Source organism: Clostridium zhoujianii, assembly GCF_051590805.1.
Taxonomy (GTDB): domain Bacteria; phylum Bacillota; class Clostridia; order Clostridiales; family Clostridiaceae; genus Clostridium.
On sequence record NZ_JBPUTF010000004.1, the window covers coordinates 26934 to 43629 of the forward strand.

Genomic DNA, 16696 nt, shown 5'->3' on the forward strand with positions numbered 1-16696 from the left:
GTTATGGTTTCAATAATATGGAAATTTTTAAGTTATAGAGTTATTATAGTCATAGAAGGAGATAAAAATGGTTTTAAGGGCGGAAAGAAAGGTTGAAGTTGATAACTTAACAAAGGAAGAGTTGATTAGTATAGTTAGAAGTTTAGAGGAAAAGGTAAGTTTACAGGAAAACTTTCTGTTGAATATATCCCATGATTTAAGGAATCCTATTAATGTTATATTAAGCATAGTTCAGTGTATTCAAAGCAATAGTAAGGAAAATAATGATTTTAAGTTGTCTCCTAAAGGTAAAGAGTATAGAGACTTAATTAAAAGAAATAGCCTTAAAATGATAAAATTAATTGATAATCTAATTGATACTACTAAATTAGAAGGTAATTTTTATAGATTAAATAAAAGTAATATTGATATTATAAGTATGGTAGAAGCCACTGTTACCTCTATAGATGAATATGCAGAGCAGAAAGAGATTCAATTAGTTTTTGATACAAATGTTGAGGAGTGTATATCTGCTGTGGATCCACAAGCGTTAGATAGGATTGTAATGAACTTACTATCAAATGCAATTAAATTTTCACCTAAAGGAAGTCATATTTTTATAGATGTTCTTGTTGATGATAAAAATATAAAGATTTCAGTTAAAGATGAAGGTCCAGGAATACCTTTAGAGGAGCAAGAACTTATATTTAATAGATTTGTTCAGTCTACCCAAAATAAAAGAGGTGAATATACTGGAAGTGGGATTGGATTAGATTTAGTTAACTATCTAACTAAGGCTCATGATGGATTGGTTAAGTTAGTTAGTAAAGAGGGGAAAGGATCAGAATTTAAGGTTATTATTCCTAAGAAGATCATAGAAAATCAAAAAAGAGATTGTGAATTTGTTAAAAAGAATAAAGTTGAACAATTAGAGATAGAGTTCTCAGATATTTATTTATAAAAGAATAACTAACTTAATTTACTTGCGATAATCTTACCTTTATGTTAATATAATTTTGTTATTTAGTATTTGGGGTGTTAGTTAAACGGATATAACTTACCGCTACGGACGGTACATTATGGGTTCGATTCCTGTACGCCCTGCCATATGTGATTAAAGAATGACTATATCATTTGTATATAGTCATTCTTTTTTTTGATAGAGTTAAAAGTTTATATTTAGCGATAGGAAGAATAATTAAAGTAAAGCTATTAAAGAGATAATAGATACATTGAATTTGAGGCTAAGAAATTAATAAAATTATATAAAAAACAAAAAAAATGGTATTTTTTAATTTAGCTATTGCAAAATAGCAAAATATGTGTTATTATGAATAAGTAGCAGAGATGCTAACAACCAAAAAAAGTTTCGTTTATATAAATAGTTTTTCTTAATTGGAGATTATTATTAAATTAGAATCTTTTAAATTAGGAGGAATTATTATGACAGATAAAACAATAGTATGCAGAGATTGCGGTAGTGAATTCATATTTTCAGTAGGAGAACAAGAATTCTACAAGGAAAAGGGATTCGATAATGAGCCAACAAGATGTGCATCTTGTAGAAGAGCTAAGAAAGAACAAAATAGAAGATAATTTTGATTATTACAGGCTGTAGTTAAAACTACAGCCTTTTTTGCATTTTAAAATATATAAATCTTGAAATTGATAATTTAAAGAGTCTTTGGTTACATTAAAAGGTAAGAATTAATATAAAGGATGTTATAGTTTTATGGGATTTAGTTTAATAATTAGCCAATTTGATGAGCATAATGAAGTAACAATAATGTTAGCTAAAAAGTTTAATGTAATAAATATAGTAATGCTTGTGCAAAAGGAGGATTTGCCAAAGATAAGAGAGTTAAAAAAGATAGAAGATACCTTATATATAGAGGAAGTGATACTAGAGCCAGGGGATTCTGATTGCATAAAAGATACAATTGATAGCAAGAAGGATAGAGATATTCTTATAAATTTGACTGGTGGAGAAAGAATAAATTCACTAATCCTATTAAAGATTGCAATTGAATTAAAACTACAGAGTATATATGTAGATTTATTAAATAAAAAGAGGTACATATTAGGTGAGAACTTTAGAGTTATTAAAGAACAACTTGAAGATATGACTATAGAAGATATAACAAAGCTAGCTGGAGCTAACATAGTAGATGATTCATCATATTTATGCTCAAAGAAAGAGATAGTTGATTTAACAAAAGAAATACTTAGACATTTAGAACTATGGCATAAATATAAGCAGAGATTATATGATAACAATACCTTTAAGCATGATTATAAGGATACTTCTAAAGTAATAATCAATAAGTATTTATTAATCAAAGAAGAATTAACTATAGTATCTAATACTCTTAAATATTTAAAAGAAACAGGTGGACTGGAGTATTATAATAAAGGTAGTGAGATATTTGTTACCTTTAAAAATAATTACCTTAAAGGCTTTTTGTTTAAGAGCGGAACCTGGCTAGAGGTTTTGACTAATGTAGTAATTAATGAAATTAAAGAAGTTGATGAAGTAAAGAGCAGTGTAATATTTCTTTGGAGTGAAGGCGCAAAGAGAGTACGAAATGAATTAGATGTAATAGCAGTTAAAGATTCTGTATTACTATGTATATCATGTAAAGATAGTGATAAGTATGATGAAAATGCATTAAATGAATTAGAGGTATACAGTAATAGATTGGGAGGTCCTAAGGCAATAAAGATATTAGTGGCTACAAAGCAACCAATAAAGGTATCAGTAATAGATAGGGCTAAGGAAATGGGAATAAACTTAGTTATAGTAGATAAGAATATTGATGCATTCAAGAAAAAACTAACAAGTATAATAAAAAAATAAAGAAGGATAACCTTCTTTATTTTTTACATCCGATAGTTTCTCCTAGTAGAACTTTACATTCAAAACCTAAAGAGGTTTGGGTTAGTATATCTTCATGGATTTCTACTGTATTCTTCTTAAAGAAAAGAATTGTAGTAGAACCACCAAACTTAAAGTAGCCTTTTTCACTACCCTTAGTTACCTTAGTGCCAGGGATATAGGATTGTATTATAGTACCAACACATGTAGCACCAACTTCAACATGAATTATGTCTCCAAAGTTCTCGGATTTAAAAACAGACCATTCTCTTTTATTTTGACAATAAAGCTTTGGTATTCGTTCTAAAGCAACTGGGTTAACTGAATAGTAAGAACCGTCAATAAATTTACTAGCACTAGGTATACCTGAGTCTACAAAGTGAAATCTATGATAGTCTGTTGGACATAGTCTAAGAACTAAGCAGATTCCACCATCATATTCCTTTACAATTTCATCATCTCCAAGTAATTCTGAAAGGCTATAGGTAATACCCTTAACTTGAATAAGCTTATCCATAGAGATATTATCGTAGGCAAACAATCTACCATCACCAGGGGAGATTAAAGCTGATGGGTCCATATCTATAGGTCTAGCATTTTCATTGAGTTCTCTTATAAAGAAGTCATTAAAGGAAGTAAAATCATCTATTTTCTTTACAGCCATATTCATATCAATATCAAATTCTTTTATAAAGGCATTAATTTTTTTAGTGCTCATTTTAGTATCGCAATAGCGCCCATAGACTTTTGAAAGTAATTTACGTTTAACTATAAGTTCAGTTAAGCCTTTGCCAACAGGGGATTCATAGCACCAATTAACGTATTTAGCACCAGCAACCTTTTCTTCTTCATAAGTGTTAGTTTTTCTGTTAAAAACATTTATCATAATTACCTCACAAGTTCTCTATATAATACTAATATTTTATGGTATATCCGAAAGAAAGTCTATAGTACATAATATTTACCCTAATATTTGGGGCAGAAGTAAATACACACATATAAAAATGTTATAGGTCATTACATAGTTTTAATTTATGCAAAATGATATAATACTATTTATATTAAAAATAAGTAATTATGGGGGCAAGGAGAAATGAATAAAACAAAGAAGGCTATATCTAATGGTGCTATTAAGATATTTTCATATGATGGATATAAAGGGGCTACCATGGATGATATCGCATTAGAGGCTGGAGTTGCAAAAGGGACACTATATTATAATTTCAATAGTAAGGAAGAGATATTTAACTATATAGTCCAAGATGGAATTAATAAGTTAAAAGAAGACATCTATGAGACAAAGGTTTCAAATCTAAGTCCTATAAATAAATTAAAAAGGATTTGTAGAATTCAATTGAATTATCTATATAAAAATAAGGATTTTTCAAAGATAATCCTTAGTCAATTGTGGGGGTCTGAGAAAAGACAAGAAAATTTAAGAAATATTATTAATGAATATATTAAAGATATTAAGACAATAATAGATGATGCAATAGATCAAAAATTAATTAGTGAAAGTAATTCATCCATATTAGCGAATGCTTTTTTTGGTTGTTTTACATCAGCAGCTATTTACGATATGCTGAACTCTGAAATAGAAAATATAGAAAGTGTAATAGAAACAACTCTAGAATTTACGTTAAGAGGAATTGGGTTACAGACTTCATAAATTATATGAATATTTACCTTTTATTTTAGCTTGAATCAATTAAAAATAGGAGTTAGAATAAGATAAGAAGAAGAATTGATAAATTATTAACAAATTTTCTGAAAATGGTAAATTATCCGAATTTATATGTTAAACTAATTAAAGTACGTTAAATCTCAATAGAGAGTTGTATAGATATTACTTTGAAAGTTGTGGAGGTAAATGATAGATGAAAAATGTTATCATTAATGGACAAGCATTACAGGTGGAAGATGGAATAACTATAATAGATGCAGCGAGACAAAATGGAATAGATATACCTAGTCTTTGTTACTTAAAGGAATGTAGCAATGTTGGTAAGTGTGGAGTATGTGCTGTAGAAATTGAAGGGAAAGCTAATTTAGCTCTTGCATGTTTGACAAAAGTTGAAGAAGGTATGGAAGTACGAACTGATACTGAAAAGGTACAAGAAAGAGTAAAATCAAGAGTATCTACTATACTAAATAAGCATGAGTTTAAATGTGGACCATGTAATAGAAGAGAAAACTGCGAGTTATTAAAGTTAGTTATAAAGACAAAAGGAAAAGCAGCTGTACCATTTGTAGTAGAAGATAAATCTGAATATGTGGATGAAAGAAGTAAGTCTATTGTTATAGATAGAACTAAGTGTGTCCTTTGTGGCAGATGCCAAGCAGCTTGTAAAGAGAAGACAGGAACATGTTCAATTAAATTAGCTAATGTAGATGGAAAAAGAATAGTAACTACTGAGGATCAAAAATGTTTTGATGATACAAACTGTTTACTTTGTGGTCAATGTGTTGCAGCATGTCCAGTAGCAGCATTATCAGAAAAAACTCATATGGATAGAGTTAAGGAAGCTTTAGCAGATCCAGAAAAGCATGTTATTGTAGCTATGGCACCATCTGTTAGAACAGCCATGGGTGAATTATTCAAGATGGGTTACGGTGTAGATGTAACTGGAAAGTTATATACATCATTAAGAGAATTAGGCTTTGACAAGGTATTCGATATTAACTTTGGTGCTGATATGACTATTATGGAAGAAGCAACTGAATTAATAGATAGAATTGAGAAGAATGGACCATTCCCAATGTTTACTTCATGCTGTCCAGGGTGGGTAAGACAAGTTGAAAATTATTATCCAAATCTTTTAGAAAATTTATCATCAGCTAAGTCTCCACAACAAATATTTGGGGTAGCAAGTAAGACATATTATCCTGAAGTTGCAGGTATAGATCCTAAAAATGTATTTACAGTAACAATAATGCCTTGTACTGCAAAGAAGTTTGAAGCAGATAGACCAGATATGGAACAAAATGGCCTAAGAGATATAGATGCAGTTATAACAACAAGAGAATTAGCTAAAATGATAAAAGATGCTAAGATTAACTTTGCTAAGTTAGAAGATGGAGTAGTAGACCCAGCCATGGGAGAATATACTGGTGCAGGAGCTATATTTGGAGCAACTGGTGGAGTAATGGAAGCAGCAATAAGAACAGCAAAGGAATTTGTTGAAAAGGAAGAACTAGATAAAATAGATTATACAGAAGTTAGAGGACTAAAGGGAATTAAAGAGGCTACAGTTAATATAGGCGGAAATGATTACAATGTAGCAGTAATAAATGGTTCTGCAAACTTATTTGAATTCATTGAAAGTGGAAGAATGGAGAATAAGGAATATCACTTTATTGAAGTAATGGCTTGTCCAGGTGGATGTGTTAATGGTGGTGGTCAACCTCATGTTAATAATCTTGATGTAGAAAAGATTGATATAAGAACGGTAAGAGCATCAGTACTTTATAATCAAGATAAGAATCTAGCTAAGAGAAAGTCACATGAAAATGTAGCGTTAAATAAGATGTATGATACTTATATGGGTCAACCAGGTCGTGGCAAAGCTCATGAATTACTTCATTACAAATATAAGAAAAAATCAGAATCTGAAGAAGTTATTTAAGTGAATTAATGATAAGGATACAAGAAAACATGAATTAAGTGCAATAGTACCAAGTTCATGGGGGCTTGTATCCTTATTTTATTATGATATTATATAATATGTAATAAACAAAAGAGGTGGAGAGATGAGATTTTTAGCTAGTGATTTAGATGGTACTTTAGTTCATGAAAATAGGATTCATGAGGATGATATCAAGGCTATTAGTAAACTTAAAGAGAAAGGTCATAAATTTATTATTTCAACTGGAAGATCTTATAAAGGTGTTGAAGAATTAATTAATAATTATGATATAGATTATGACTATTTGTTATTATGCAATGGTGGATTAATAATAGACGGGAATAATGAAATAGTCTTAGATGAATGGGTTCCAAGTAAGATTGCTCAGAAAATAGTTAATGAGTTTTATGATTACGGAAATATATTAATATATCTAGATAACTCCACTAATACTATATTAGTGGACAACCACAATGTAGATAAATCTGAAATTTTAGATATGTTTGATTATTTTTCAGATAAAGTAGATGTAGCTACTGTAATGAATATGAAAGATAATTATAAAATAGTAAGTGTTTTTGCAACAGATAAGAATGTTGAGAAGGCAGAAAAGATTAAGAATAAAATAAAAGATAAATACGGAGATTATGTAGAAGTATATAGAAATCAATATTTCGTTGATATAGCTCCTAAAGGATGCTCTAAAGGAGCAGGATTACTTAAAATTTTAGAGATAGAGAACAAGAAGGAAGATTCACTATTTACTGTTGGAGATTCTTTTAACGATATATCAATGTTTAATATTACAGAGAACAGCTATACCTTTAATCATGCAGAAGATAAGGTAAAGAAGCATGCTAAAAATAAAATAGATTACGTTTATGAAGTGGTAAATAAAATATTAGAATAGAAAAAGAATGTGTAAATTTATAGTTTACACATTCTTTTTATTTTACTTATTTGAATTAGAGAACTCTAAATATTCATCATAAGTCATAGATCTATCAACAATAGATCCATCATCTTTAATATCAATAATTCTATTAGCTATAGTTTGAATGAATTGGTGGTCATGTGAAGCGAATAATATGTTGCTATTGAAGTCCTTTAATCCATTATTTACAGCTGTAATTGATTCAAGATCTAAGTGGTTAGTAGGTTGATCTAGCATTAATACATTTGCATTTGAAAGCATCATTCTAGATAACATACATCTAACCTTTTCTCCTCCAGAAAGAACATTAGCTTCTTTTAAAGCTTCTTCTCCTGAGAATAACATTCTACCTAAGAAACCTCTAATATAACTTTCAGCTTTTTCTTCAGAGTATTGTCTTAACCAATCAACTAGTGATAAGTTACAGTTATTAAAGAATTCTGAGTTATCATTAGGGAAGTAAGAAGTTGTAATAGTTATTCCCCACTTGAATTCTCCTGAATCTGGTTCCATTTCCCCAGCAAGAATTTTAAATAATGTAGTAACAGCGATTTCATTACCTATTAAAGCAACTTTATCATTCTTATTTAGTAAGAAGCTTACATTATCTAAAACTTTAACTCCGTCAATTGTCTTTGAAAGGTTCTTAACTGATAATATATCATTACCAACCTCTCTTTCAGGCTTAAATCCTACGAAAGGATATCGTCTACTTGATGGTTGGATATCATCTAGTGTAATTTTATCTAATAACTTTTTACGAGAAGTAGCTTGCTTAGACTTAGAAGCATTAGCACTAAATCTTGCGATAAAGTCTTGAAGCTCTTTAATCTTTTCTTCTTTCTTCTTGTTTTGGTCCTTAGACATTTGTAATGCTAATTGGCTTGATTCGTACCAGAAGTCGTAGTTACCTACATAAATCTTGATCTTACCAAAGTCAACATCTGCCATTTGAGTACAAACTGTATTTAAGAAGTGTCTATCATGGGATACAACTATAACAGTTCCTTCAAAGTTTCCTAAGAAGTCTTCTAACCAATTAACAGCTTTAAGGTCTAAGTGGTTAGTAGGTTCGTCTAGAACTAGTACGCCAGGATTACCAAATAAAGCTTGAGCTAAAAGAACTTTAATTTTTTCAGAACCAGTAAGTTCTGATACATTCTTAAAGTGAGATTCAGTACCTATGCCTAGACCTTGTAATAATGAAGAAGCTTCAGATTCAGCTTCCCAACCATTAAGGTCAGCAAATTCACCTTCTAATTCAGATGCTCTTATACCATCTTCATCAGAAAAATCTGGCTTAGCATATAATTCATCTTTTTCCTTCATTATTTGGTATAGTCTTTCATTACCCATAATTACAGTTTCAAGAACTTGGAAATTATCATATTGGTAATGATCTTGCTTTAAAACAGACATTCTAGTATTTGGAGCTAATATAACTTCTCCGGTATTTGGTTCAACTTCTCCTGAAAGAATTTTTAGGAATGTACTCTTACCAGCACCATTTGCACCAATAACACCATAGCAGTTACCAGGAGTAAACTTTAAGTTTACATCTTCAAATAATTTACGGCCGCCATATCTTAAGCTAACGTTTGAAACAGTTATCAATAATTTCTACCTCATTTCATATAGTATTCATTCAAATATTATACCATAGAATATAGTTATAATCGACAGGGATAGTTTTTTATTGTGGTGCTTTATTGACAATTTTGGCAATTAAGTGTTAGAATTAATAAAATTGATTATTGGAGAGTAGTAATTATGATATGCATGAGCTTAAAAATAGCACAATTTAATAAAGCATATTACTTTAACTATTATAGATAGAGCTTGTATTTATAGTTTATAGATGCAGGCCGATAAGAAACTTTGGTTTGTATCTATGATGGTTAAGGCTTTTTGGTATTCTCAAAAAGGAACCCCGTAGATATCACTATGTGGGTGTAGTATTGTTAGTAAAGATAAGTTACCACATAGTTATATATACTATGTGGTTTTATTATTTTCATAAAACATAGGAGGACAGTAGAATGGAGAAAAGAGAAAGTTTTAAGAGCAGGACAGGTTTTATTCTGTCATGCATCGGAGCAGCAGTGGGATTGGGTAACATATGGATGTTTCCATATAGATTAGGTCAAAATGGAGGAGCTGCATTTTTAATCCCATATTTCATTTTTGTATTATTATTAGGATCAATAGGTTTAGTAACTGAATTTGCCTTTGGAAGAAAGTTTAAAGGTGGATCAATGACTGGGATTAGAACTATATTTAAGGAGAAGAAGAAAAAAGGTGGCTTAGCAGTTGCATTAATTCCTGTTATAGGACTAGCTGGAGTATTTATGTTCTATAACATTGTAGTAGGATGGATATTAAAATACTTCAAAATGAGTGTGACAGGTGAGATATCATCTATAAATATCAATAGCTTCTTTGATGGTTTTGCAGGAAGTAGTAGTTCAATAGTCTGGAATTTTACGGCAATAGCTTTAACTCTAGTTATTGTATATGTTGGAGTAACTAAAGGTATAGAAAAGATTAATAGTATAATAATGCCAGCTTTATTTGTGATATTTATATTATTAGCAATAAGGTCACTAACATTACCTGGAGCAATGGAGGGGGTTAAGTATTTATTAACACCGAAGTGGGAATTTTTACTTAAGCCAAATACTTGGGTTATGGCGTTGGGACAAGCGTTCTTTACAGTTTCATTAAATGGTTGTGGGATGGTTGTTTACGGTAGCTACATTAAGAAGGATGTTGATATACCAAGGTCTGCACTAAGTACAGCTATATTAGATACATTGGCAGCATTACTTGCATCATTTGTTATAATGCCGGCAGTTTTTGCCTTTGGATTAGATCCAATGGCAGGGCCACCACTATTATTTATAACAATGCCAACTATTTTTGAGTCAATGCCAGGTGGAAATATATTAGAGGTTGTATTTTTCTTAAGTCTATTATTTGCAGCAATATCATCTTCAATTAATATGCTTGAAGGTCCTGTTGAAGCACTTATGTCCCAAACAAAATTTAGTAGAAAGAAATCAGCAATAATAATTTCACTAATTGGATTTTTATTATCAATTCCATTAAATTTAAGTATGACTAGATTTGATAATTTTACAAACTTCATTACTATCATCGTATCTCCACTAGCTGCTTTAATAGTATTTGTAGCATTTTACTACATGCATGGAACTGATAAAGCTCTTGTAGAAATAAATACTGGAGCAAGTAAACCTATCAGTAAAAGCTTTATATTATTTGCTAAATATGCGTTTGTAGTAATAACTATAGCAGTAATAATTCTTGGGGTTATATATGGTGGAATTGGTTAAGAAAAGATAAATTATGGTATTATATAAAATATGAAAGAATGATTTTAAGAGGTGAGTTATTTTATGCAGAAAACTAATGCAATGAGAACTTTAGATAAGGCTAAGATAGCATATGATGTACATACTTATGAATGTAAAGATGGTCAGATTGATGGAGTAGCTGTAGCAAATAAACTTGGTCAGGATATTAATAAGGTTTTTAAGACTTTAGTAGCACAAGGACATTCTAGGGAATTCTATGTATTTGTAATACCAGTAGCAGAAGAACTTGATTTAAAAAAAGCTGCAAAAGTAGCTGGAGAAAAGAAAGTAGAAATGATACATGTTAAAGATATAAATAAATTTACAGGGTATATTAGAGGTGGATGTTCACCATTAGCTATGAAAAAACTTTATAAGACATTTATTCATGAAACAGCTAAGGATATAGACAAGATTATATTTAGTGGAGGCAAGATTGGATTGCAGATTGAGGCTGATCCAGAGGAAATTTCTAAGATAATAAATGCAAAGTTTGAAAATATAACAGCATAAAAATAAGAAAGCAAAAGGCAATGGAGGTAGCACTTTTGCTTTCTTTTTTATTTCATTAAAAGGAATTAATGAGATTCCTTATTTAATGAAGAGTAGGCAAATTATAATACATAACTAAAAACACAGAAGAAATGGCATAGTGTTCCTAGCATTATGAATATGTGAAAAATCTCATGGCCACCAAAGGCTCCTATTCTGATTTTCTTGGATTTAAGAGCATATATTACTCCACCAATTGTATACATAACTCCTCCTAGAACAAGCAAAATTAAACCAGGAGTAGCAAGTACTTTAGATAGTGGATAGATAGCAAAAATTGCAAACCATCCTACTCCAATATATATAACGCTACTTACCCATTTAGGGCATGTAACCCAACAAATCTTAAATACAATTCCAATTAAACTTGCTATGGCAACAGCTGAGAATAAAATATATCCAGCAGTGTTATGCAAAGCAACTAAGCAAAGTGGTGCATAAGAGCCAGTAATAAGAATAAAGATCATAGAATGGTCTACCTTTTTTAAGGTTTTAATTACTGATTCACTTGATATGACTGAGTGATATGTTGCCGATGCACTATATAATAGGATCATACCAATACCAAACATAATAATTGAAGCATAATCAATTAAAGATCCTCCAATGAAAGAGACTTTTACTAGCATTGCAATAAAACCAATTAGTGATAAAATAGCACCTGTTAAATGAGTTAAACCATTTATAGGCTCTCTTAGATATTTTTCCATAAATACACCTCCGAACTAAGCATCTAGTTTTTAAAACTAGATGTTGTTATAATGAAATTATCTTATATAGTTCAAGTCAAGTCAAACCTTATAAAAAACTATTTTAGGCTTTTATAGATTATTTTATTCCTTTTTCTTGAAATATCTCACGAATACTATTAATATTAAATGTATACAATACAATATATAGTTTTTAAAACTAGATTGGGAGTTGACCTATGAATAAAGAAGATATATTAACATTAATGGAAAAATTAAATATAGAGGAAAAAATTATATTAGATGATATACCAGAAATTGATTTATATATGGATCAAGTAGTGCAGCTATTTGAGAGTAAGTTATCGGGACGAAAGCGTAAAGATGAAGATAAGGTATTGACGAAAACCATGGTAAATAATTATGCAAAAGCAAAATTATTAATGAGTATAAAAAATAAGAAATATTCAAAAGAGCATTTAATACTGATTAGTTTAATTTGTGATTTAAAGGGCGCTTTATCAATAAGTGATATTAAACTTTTACTAGATAATATAGTAAAAAAATATGAGAAGGAAGAGGAATACGATTTAAGGTCTTTATACAATACATATCAAAAGATTAATGAAGAAGATGTGGATGTATTTAAGAAATCTGTTGATAGTAAGATTGATAAGATAAATAATCTTAATAATAAAGAATTCGAAGAAAAATTTTTACTTATAGGATCCATGATATCCATGAGTAACATGTATAGAAGAATGGGCGAAAAATTAATTGATGAATTATTTGCAGAGGGTGATGAATAGAATGAAAAATTTAAATGATTTAAGAAAAGATTTATATAGTATAGATGGAAGAGGGTATAAATCCTATAAGAATCTTGAGGGACAATATGATTTTAATAACTATGTATTATCAATAGATCATGTACAAGGTGACCCATTTGCAGCACCTTCAAGAGTTAGAATAATAATAGATCAAAAGGTAGCTAAAATACCTAGAGAGTTATTTGATAAAGATTATAAGAGAATAGCAGTTCAAGATTTTTTAACTAGATTATTTTACAAGAATATTAATACTTTCAGTGAAAAGGTATTTGGTTCTGGAAAGAGTGGTTTAATATCTATAAGTAGATGCCCTCAAGAAATCTTAGATAGAACATCAATAATAGTAGATGATAAATCAGTTAGTGTAAGAATTGAAGTTGGATTCCCAGCTAGAGGTAGAAGTGTTCTTGCAAAGGAGTTAGAAAAAATATTATATGAATTCTTACCTAAGATTATTGAGAATTCAGTAATGTATAACAATATAAATAAAAATAAGCTAATAAATAGAGTTAGGCTAGTAGAAGATCAGGAGTTTATTAGAGGGGAACTTAATAAAAGAGGACTAGTTGCCTTTGTAGCGAATGAATCTATATTACCTAGAGAAAGTGGTGTTTCAACTAGGCCACTTAGAGATGGAAAGAAATTTTATTCTCCTAAGAGTTTAGAGGTAACATTTAATAGACCAAATGGTGGAGAAATTATAGGAATGGGAGTTCCAAAGGGAGTCTCTCTTATTGTAGGTGGAGGATACCATGGTAAATCTACATTACTTAAGGCATTAGAGCTTGGAGTATACAACCATATAGAAGGTGATGGAAGGGAATTTGTTATAACGGATGAAACTGCATTAAAGGTTAGGGCTGAGGATGGTAGAGTCATTCATAAAAATGATATATCTTTATTTATAAACAATCTTCCAAATGGAAAAGAAACAAAGAGTTTTTCAAGCGAAAATGCAAGTGGAAGCACATCACAAGCATCAAATATAGTTGAAGGAATAGAATCTGGAACTAAAATATTTTTAATTGATGAAGATACATCAGCCACAAATTTCATGATACGAGATGATGTAATGCAAAGTTTAGTTTCTAGAGAAAAAGAACCAATAACTCCATTTATTGAAATAGTTAAGGGATTATATGAACAGAGGGGAATCTCAACAATTATAGTTGTAGGTAGTTCTGGTGATTATTTTGATATTGCGAATACAGTTATTCAAATGGATTCATATGAGCCAAAAGATGTAACAGAAGAAGCTAAGAAGTTAAGTAAAGGGTTTATACTTAAAAGAATTGAAGATAGAAATATTGATATTAATATAGGCTTCAATAGGAAAGTAAGGAAAGGAAGTATTGAAAAGGGACCTAAGGGAATTAAAATCAAAACCTTAGGGATAGATGGATTAAGTATCAATAGAGAAGATATAGATTTAAGATCAGTAGAACAAATTGTAGATAGCGGACAAGTAACTGCAATAGGTGATATTATGAGATGGGCAGAAGAGAATGCTGTAGATGGTAAATCTAATTTAATAGAGGTTACAGACAGGATAATGAAAGAGATAAATAGCAAGGGGCTTATATCAGTATGTGGTACTAGAAATGGTACAGGTAATATGGCTATGCCAAGAAGACAAGAGATAATGGCTACTTTTAATAGATATAGAAAACTTAAGTTGGGATAGAATGTATAGAGGGATATTAGGATTAAATAAAACTCGTATTATTAATTAGATTTATTTAAAAAAGTTATAATATATAGTAAGATATTGGTAGGAAATTGAAAGTGAGGGATGTACATGTTTAGACCAATTTAACAACTAATAAATTTTATAATTTTAATAGGCCTTTAAGTAGGTTTATTTGTCATATAATTTAGGAGTTGATTAAATTGGAAAAGAATAAAAATGTACATTTAATGTACCTTATAGTCTTTCTACAAGGTTTTGTTTTTTATGGGTCTATTGCAACTATTTATAGAGAGACAAGAGGAATATCCATATCAGAGGTTTTCATAATTGAATCTATATTTTTTGTATTAATGATTATGTTAGAAGTCCCTTGGGGATGGTTCGCAGATAGATTTGGTTATAAAAATACCTTAGTTATATCAAACTTTATATTTTTTATATCAAAGATAATTTTTTGGAGGGCAGCAGGTTTCCAACTATTTTTACTAGAAAGATTTTTACTAGCAATAGCTTTGTCTGGATTGTCAGGCTGCGATTCAGCTTTACTTTACCTCTCTATAGATAAAGAAGATAATAGTGAGGAAGTTTTTGGAAAATATAATTTTTATAGTAACAGTGGCTTTTTACTATCATCACTAGCATCAGGCTTTATTATAAATATTTCTATGGATTTAGCAGCTTTTTTCACAATAATACCTTATTTAGCGGCTTTATTGGTAAGCTTATTTTTAGTAGATGTAAAGAGCGAAAAGGAAAATAGGGGAAGTATAAAGGAAAGTTTTAAAGAGGTTTTAAAAAATAAAAAATTCATTATCTTGATAATTACGTTTGCATTAATGGAGGAGATTGTCCAGGGTATAACTGTATTTTTAAATCAAGAGCAATATATAAAAAGTGGAATAGATATAAAATATTTTGGGGTAATATTAGCTTTTTTGGCTATAGTAAAGTTAATTTCAGCTAAGTCATATAAGATAAGTGAAAAGTTTGGACAAAAAAAGGCAATATTATTGCTTAGTTTAATAATATCAATTACTTCAGGAGCCTTAGCATTTATATCTTCTCCAGGATTAAGTATATTATTTATAGCAATTATTTCAGGGGCCAGTGCATTAATGATGCCTATGATAAGTGATATAAAAAATAAATCTATTGATCAAGAGGATAGAGCAACTATATTGTCTATTTATTCTATGATAGGTAGCCTTATCTCGGTTTTTATTAATCCTGTAATAGGTGCTACGTCAGAAGTATCTTTAGAGATGGGGATAGTAAGTTGCTTTATTATTGGGCTTATTGGAAGTCTATCAATGTGGAAAATATTAAAAAGCAATAGAAATTAAAATATAATATAGTTATTGATATTTAGAGCTGTACCGTAAGGGGGACAGCTCTTTTTTTTCTATAAAAAATAAAATTAGAAAAATATGTTGACAAATTACTAATTAATAATTATTATTAGTTATAAGATGAGTGATAAAAAATATCATTTGAAAATAAATATCAGGAGGGATTAATATGTCATTAATAAATAAAAAGGTTTCAGACTTTAAAGTTCAAGCATATCACAAGGGAGAATTCGTAGAGGTAGATTTAGAAGCAGTAAAAGGACATTGGTCAGTATTCGTATTCTATCCAGCAGACTTTACATTTGTATGTCCAACAGAATTAGGGGAGTTAGCTGATAATTATGATAAGTTCAAAGAAATTGGATGCGAGGTTTATTCAATATCAGAAGATACTCACTTTGTTCATAAGGCATGGGCTGATGCTACTGAAACAATAGGAAAAATTCAATATCCAATGTTAGCAGATCCAACAGGAAAGTTAGCTAGGGACTTCGAAGTTCTAATTGAAGAAGAAGGTTTAGCTTTAAGAGGATCATTCGTAATAAATCCAGAGGGAGAAATTAAAGCATACGAAATTCATGATAATGGAATAGGAAGAAATGCAGAAGAGTTACTTAGAAAGGTTCAAGCAGCACAATTTGTTGCAGAACATGGAGATCAAGTGTGCCCAGCGAAGTGGCAACCTGGTGAGGAAACACTAACACCAAGCTTAGATTTAATAGGTAAACTTTAATAAAAAATAAAAGAGTGGAGTATCCACTCTTTTATTAAATCAAAACATTCTTAAGCTATCTTAAG

At 29.9% G+C, this 16696-nt stretch carries 15 protein-coding genes and 1 tRNA gene; 13 read left to right on the plus strand and 3 right to left on the minus strand.

From position 1 onward, the window contains the following. Positions 1-67: 67 nt before the first annotated feature. The 4 genes from ACSYT2_RS16070 (at position 68) to ACSYT2_RS16085 (ending at position 2836) form a co-directional block, all read left to right on the plus strand. The gene (locus ACSYT2_RS16070) at positions 68-940 is read left to right on the plus strand and encodes a sensor histidine kinase (protein WP_430857958.1); all 873 of its coding nucleotides are present in this window, start codon (positions 68-70) and stop codon (positions 938-940) included. A 71-nt stretch (positions 941-1011) separates the two neighbouring features. Then, positions 1012-1086, plus strand: a tRNA-Arg gene (locus tag ACSYT2_RS16075). Between the two features lie 336 nt (positions 1087-1422). After that, positions 1423-1575: a zinc-ribbon domain-containing protein gene (locus ACSYT2_RS16080; protein WP_430857957.1), complete on the plus strand. Its 153-nt coding sequence runs from the start codon at positions 1423-1425 to the stop codon at positions 1573-1575. A gap of 136 nt (positions 1576-1711) precedes the next feature. After that, on the plus strand, positions 1712-2836 hold the full coding sequence (locus ACSYT2_RS16085) for a Card1-like endonuclease domain-containing protein (protein ID WP_438385176.1): 1125 nt from the start codon (positions 1712-1714) through the stop codon (positions 2834-2836). 16 nt (positions 2837-2852) lie between these two features. On the opposite strand, the gene ACSYT2_RS16090 is transcribed toward ACSYT2_RS16085, so the two are convergent. Continuing rightward, positions 2853-3740 (minus strand): phosphatidylserine decarboxylase, encoded by an 888-nt coding sequence (locus ACSYT2_RS16090; RefSeq protein ID WP_438385177.1) that lies wholly within the window; start codon positions 3738-3740, stop codon positions 2853-2855. A 207-nt stretch (positions 3741-3947) separates the two neighbouring features. Here ACSYT2_RS16090 and ACSYT2_RS16095 point away from each other — a divergent pair, with 207 nt between their 5' ends. From ACSYT2_RS16095 to ACSYT2_RS16105, 3 genes are all read left to right on the plus strand, one after another. Further along, complete coding sequence (locus ACSYT2_RS16095; protein WP_438385178.1) at positions 3948-4523, plus strand: TetR/AcrR family transcriptional regulator; 576 nt, start codon at positions 3948-3950, stop codon at positions 4521-4523. Positions 4524-4731: 208 nt separating this feature from the next. Then, complete coding sequence (locus ACSYT2_RS16100) at positions 4732-6480, plus strand: ferredoxin hydrogenase (RefSeq protein WP_430857953.1); 1749 nt, start codon at positions 4732-4734, stop codon at positions 6478-6480. A 124-nt stretch (positions 6481-6604) separates the two neighbouring features. Then, positions 6605-7390, plus strand: a complete 786-nt coding sequence (locus tag ACSYT2_RS16105) for a Cof-type HAD-IIB family hydrolase (protein WP_438385179.1) — start codon at positions 6605-6607, stop codon at positions 7388-7390. 42 nt (positions 7391-7432) lie between these two features. On the opposite strand, the gene ACSYT2_RS16110 is transcribed toward ACSYT2_RS16105, so the two are convergent. After that, on the minus strand, positions 7433-9028 hold the full coding sequence (locus ACSYT2_RS16110) for an ABC-F family ATP-binding cassette domain-containing protein (protein WP_430857951.1): 1596 nt from the start codon (positions 9026-9028) through the stop codon (positions 7433-7435). A 425-nt stretch (positions 9029-9453) separates the two neighbouring features. Here ACSYT2_RS16110 and ACSYT2_RS16115 point away from each other — a divergent pair, with 425 nt between their 5' ends. Beyond that, positions 9454-10767, plus strand: a complete 1314-nt coding sequence (locus ACSYT2_RS16115; protein WP_438385180.1) for a sodium-dependent transporter — start codon at positions 9454-9456, stop codon at positions 10765-10767. 63 nt (positions 10768-10830) lie between these two features. Next, complete coding sequence (ybaK, locus tag ACSYT2_RS16120; RefSeq protein ID WP_430857949.1) at positions 10831-11301, plus strand: Cys-tRNA(Pro) deacylase; 471 nt, start codon at positions 10831-10833, stop codon at positions 11299-11301. A 101-nt stretch (positions 11302-11402) separates the two neighbouring features. On the opposite strand, the gene trhA is transcribed toward ybaK, so the two are convergent. After that, on the minus strand, positions 11403-12050 hold the full coding sequence (gene trhA / locus ACSYT2_RS16125) for a PAQR family membrane homeostasis protein TrhA (RefSeq protein WP_430857948.1): 648 nt from the start codon (positions 12048-12050) through the stop codon (positions 11403-11405). 218 nt (positions 12051-12268) lie between these two features. On the opposite strand from trhA, the gene ACSYT2_RS16130 reads away from it, so the two are divergent. The 4 genes from ACSYT2_RS16130 (at position 12269) to ahpC (ending at position 16631) form a co-directional block, all read left to right on the plus strand. Further along, on the plus strand, positions 12269-12838 hold the full coding sequence (locus ACSYT2_RS16130; RefSeq protein WP_430857947.1) for a DUF1836 domain-containing protein: 570 nt from the start codon (positions 12269-12271) through the stop codon (positions 12836-12838). A gap of 1 nt (position 12839) precedes the next feature. After that, complete coding sequence (locus ACSYT2_RS16135) at positions 12840-14543, plus strand: ABC-ATPase domain-containing protein (protein ID WP_438385181.1); 1704 nt, start codon at positions 12840-12842, stop codon at positions 14541-14543. A 206-nt stretch (positions 14544-14749) separates the two neighbouring features. Further along, a complete protein-coding gene (locus ACSYT2_RS16140; RefSeq protein ID WP_438385182.1) occupies positions 14750-15892 on the plus strand; it encodes an MFS transporter in 1143 nt (380 codons plus the stop codon). Between the two features lie 175 nt (positions 15893-16067). Next, the gene (gene ahpC / locus ACSYT2_RS16145; RefSeq protein ID WP_430857944.1) at positions 16068-16631 is read left to right on the plus strand and encodes an alkyl hydroperoxide reductase subunit C; all 564 of its coding nucleotides are present in this window, start codon (positions 16068-16070) and stop codon (positions 16629-16631) included. Positions 16632-16696: the final 65 nt, after the last annotated feature.

Bases quoted from the DNA above. Each gene is read 5' to 3' on its own strand.
- ACSYT2_RS16070 (WP_430857958.1), top strand. From the start codon at position 68: ATGGTTTTAAGGGCGGAAAGAAAGGTTGAAGTTGATAACTTAACAAAG.
- ybaK (WP_430857949.1), top strand. From the start codon at position 10,831: ATGCAGAAAACTAATGCAATGAGAACTTTAGATAAGGCTAAGATAGCA.
- ACSYT2_RS16130 (WP_430857947.1), top strand. From the start codon at position 12,269: ATGAATAAAGAAGATATATTAACATTAATGGAAAAATTAAATATAGAG.
- ACSYT2_RS16105 (WP_438385179.1), top strand. From the start codon at position 6,605: ATGAGATTTTTAGCTAGTGATTTAGATGGTACTTTAGTTCATGAAAAT.
- ACSYT2_RS16085 (WP_438385176.1), top strand. From the start codon at position 1,712: ATGGGATTTAGTTTAATAATTAGCCAATTTGATGAGCATAATGAAGTA.
- ACSYT2_RS16100 (WP_430857953.1), top strand. From the start codon at position 4,732: ATGAAAAATGTTATCATTAATGGACAAGCATTACAGGTGGAAGATGGA.
- ACSYT2_RS16080 (WP_430857957.1), top strand. From the start codon at position 1,423: ATGACAGATAAAACAATAGTATGCAGAGATTGCGGTAGTGAATTCATA.
- ahpC (WP_430857944.1), top strand. From the start codon at position 16,068: ATGTCATTAATAAATAAAAAGGTTTCAGACTTTAAAGTTCAAGCATAT.
- ACSYT2_RS16115 (WP_438385180.1), top strand. From the start codon at position 9,454: ATGGAGAAAAGAGAAAGTTTTAAGAGCAGGACAGGTTTTATTCTGTCA.
- ACSYT2_RS16095 (WP_438385178.1), top strand. From the start codon at position 3,948: ATGAATAAAACAAAGAAGGCTATATCTAATGGTGCTATTAAGATATTT.
- trhA (WP_430857948.1), bottom strand. From the start codon at position 12,050: ATGGAAAAATATCTAAGAGAGCCTATAAATGGTTTAACTCATTTAACA.
- ACSYT2_RS16135 (WP_438385181.1), top strand. From the start codon at position 12,840: ATGAAAAATTTAAATGATTTAAGAAAAGATTTATATAGTATAGATGGA.
- ACSYT2_RS16090 (WP_438385177.1), bottom strand. From the start codon at position 3,740: ATGATAAATGTTTTTAACAGAAAAACTAACACTTATGAAGAAGAAAAG.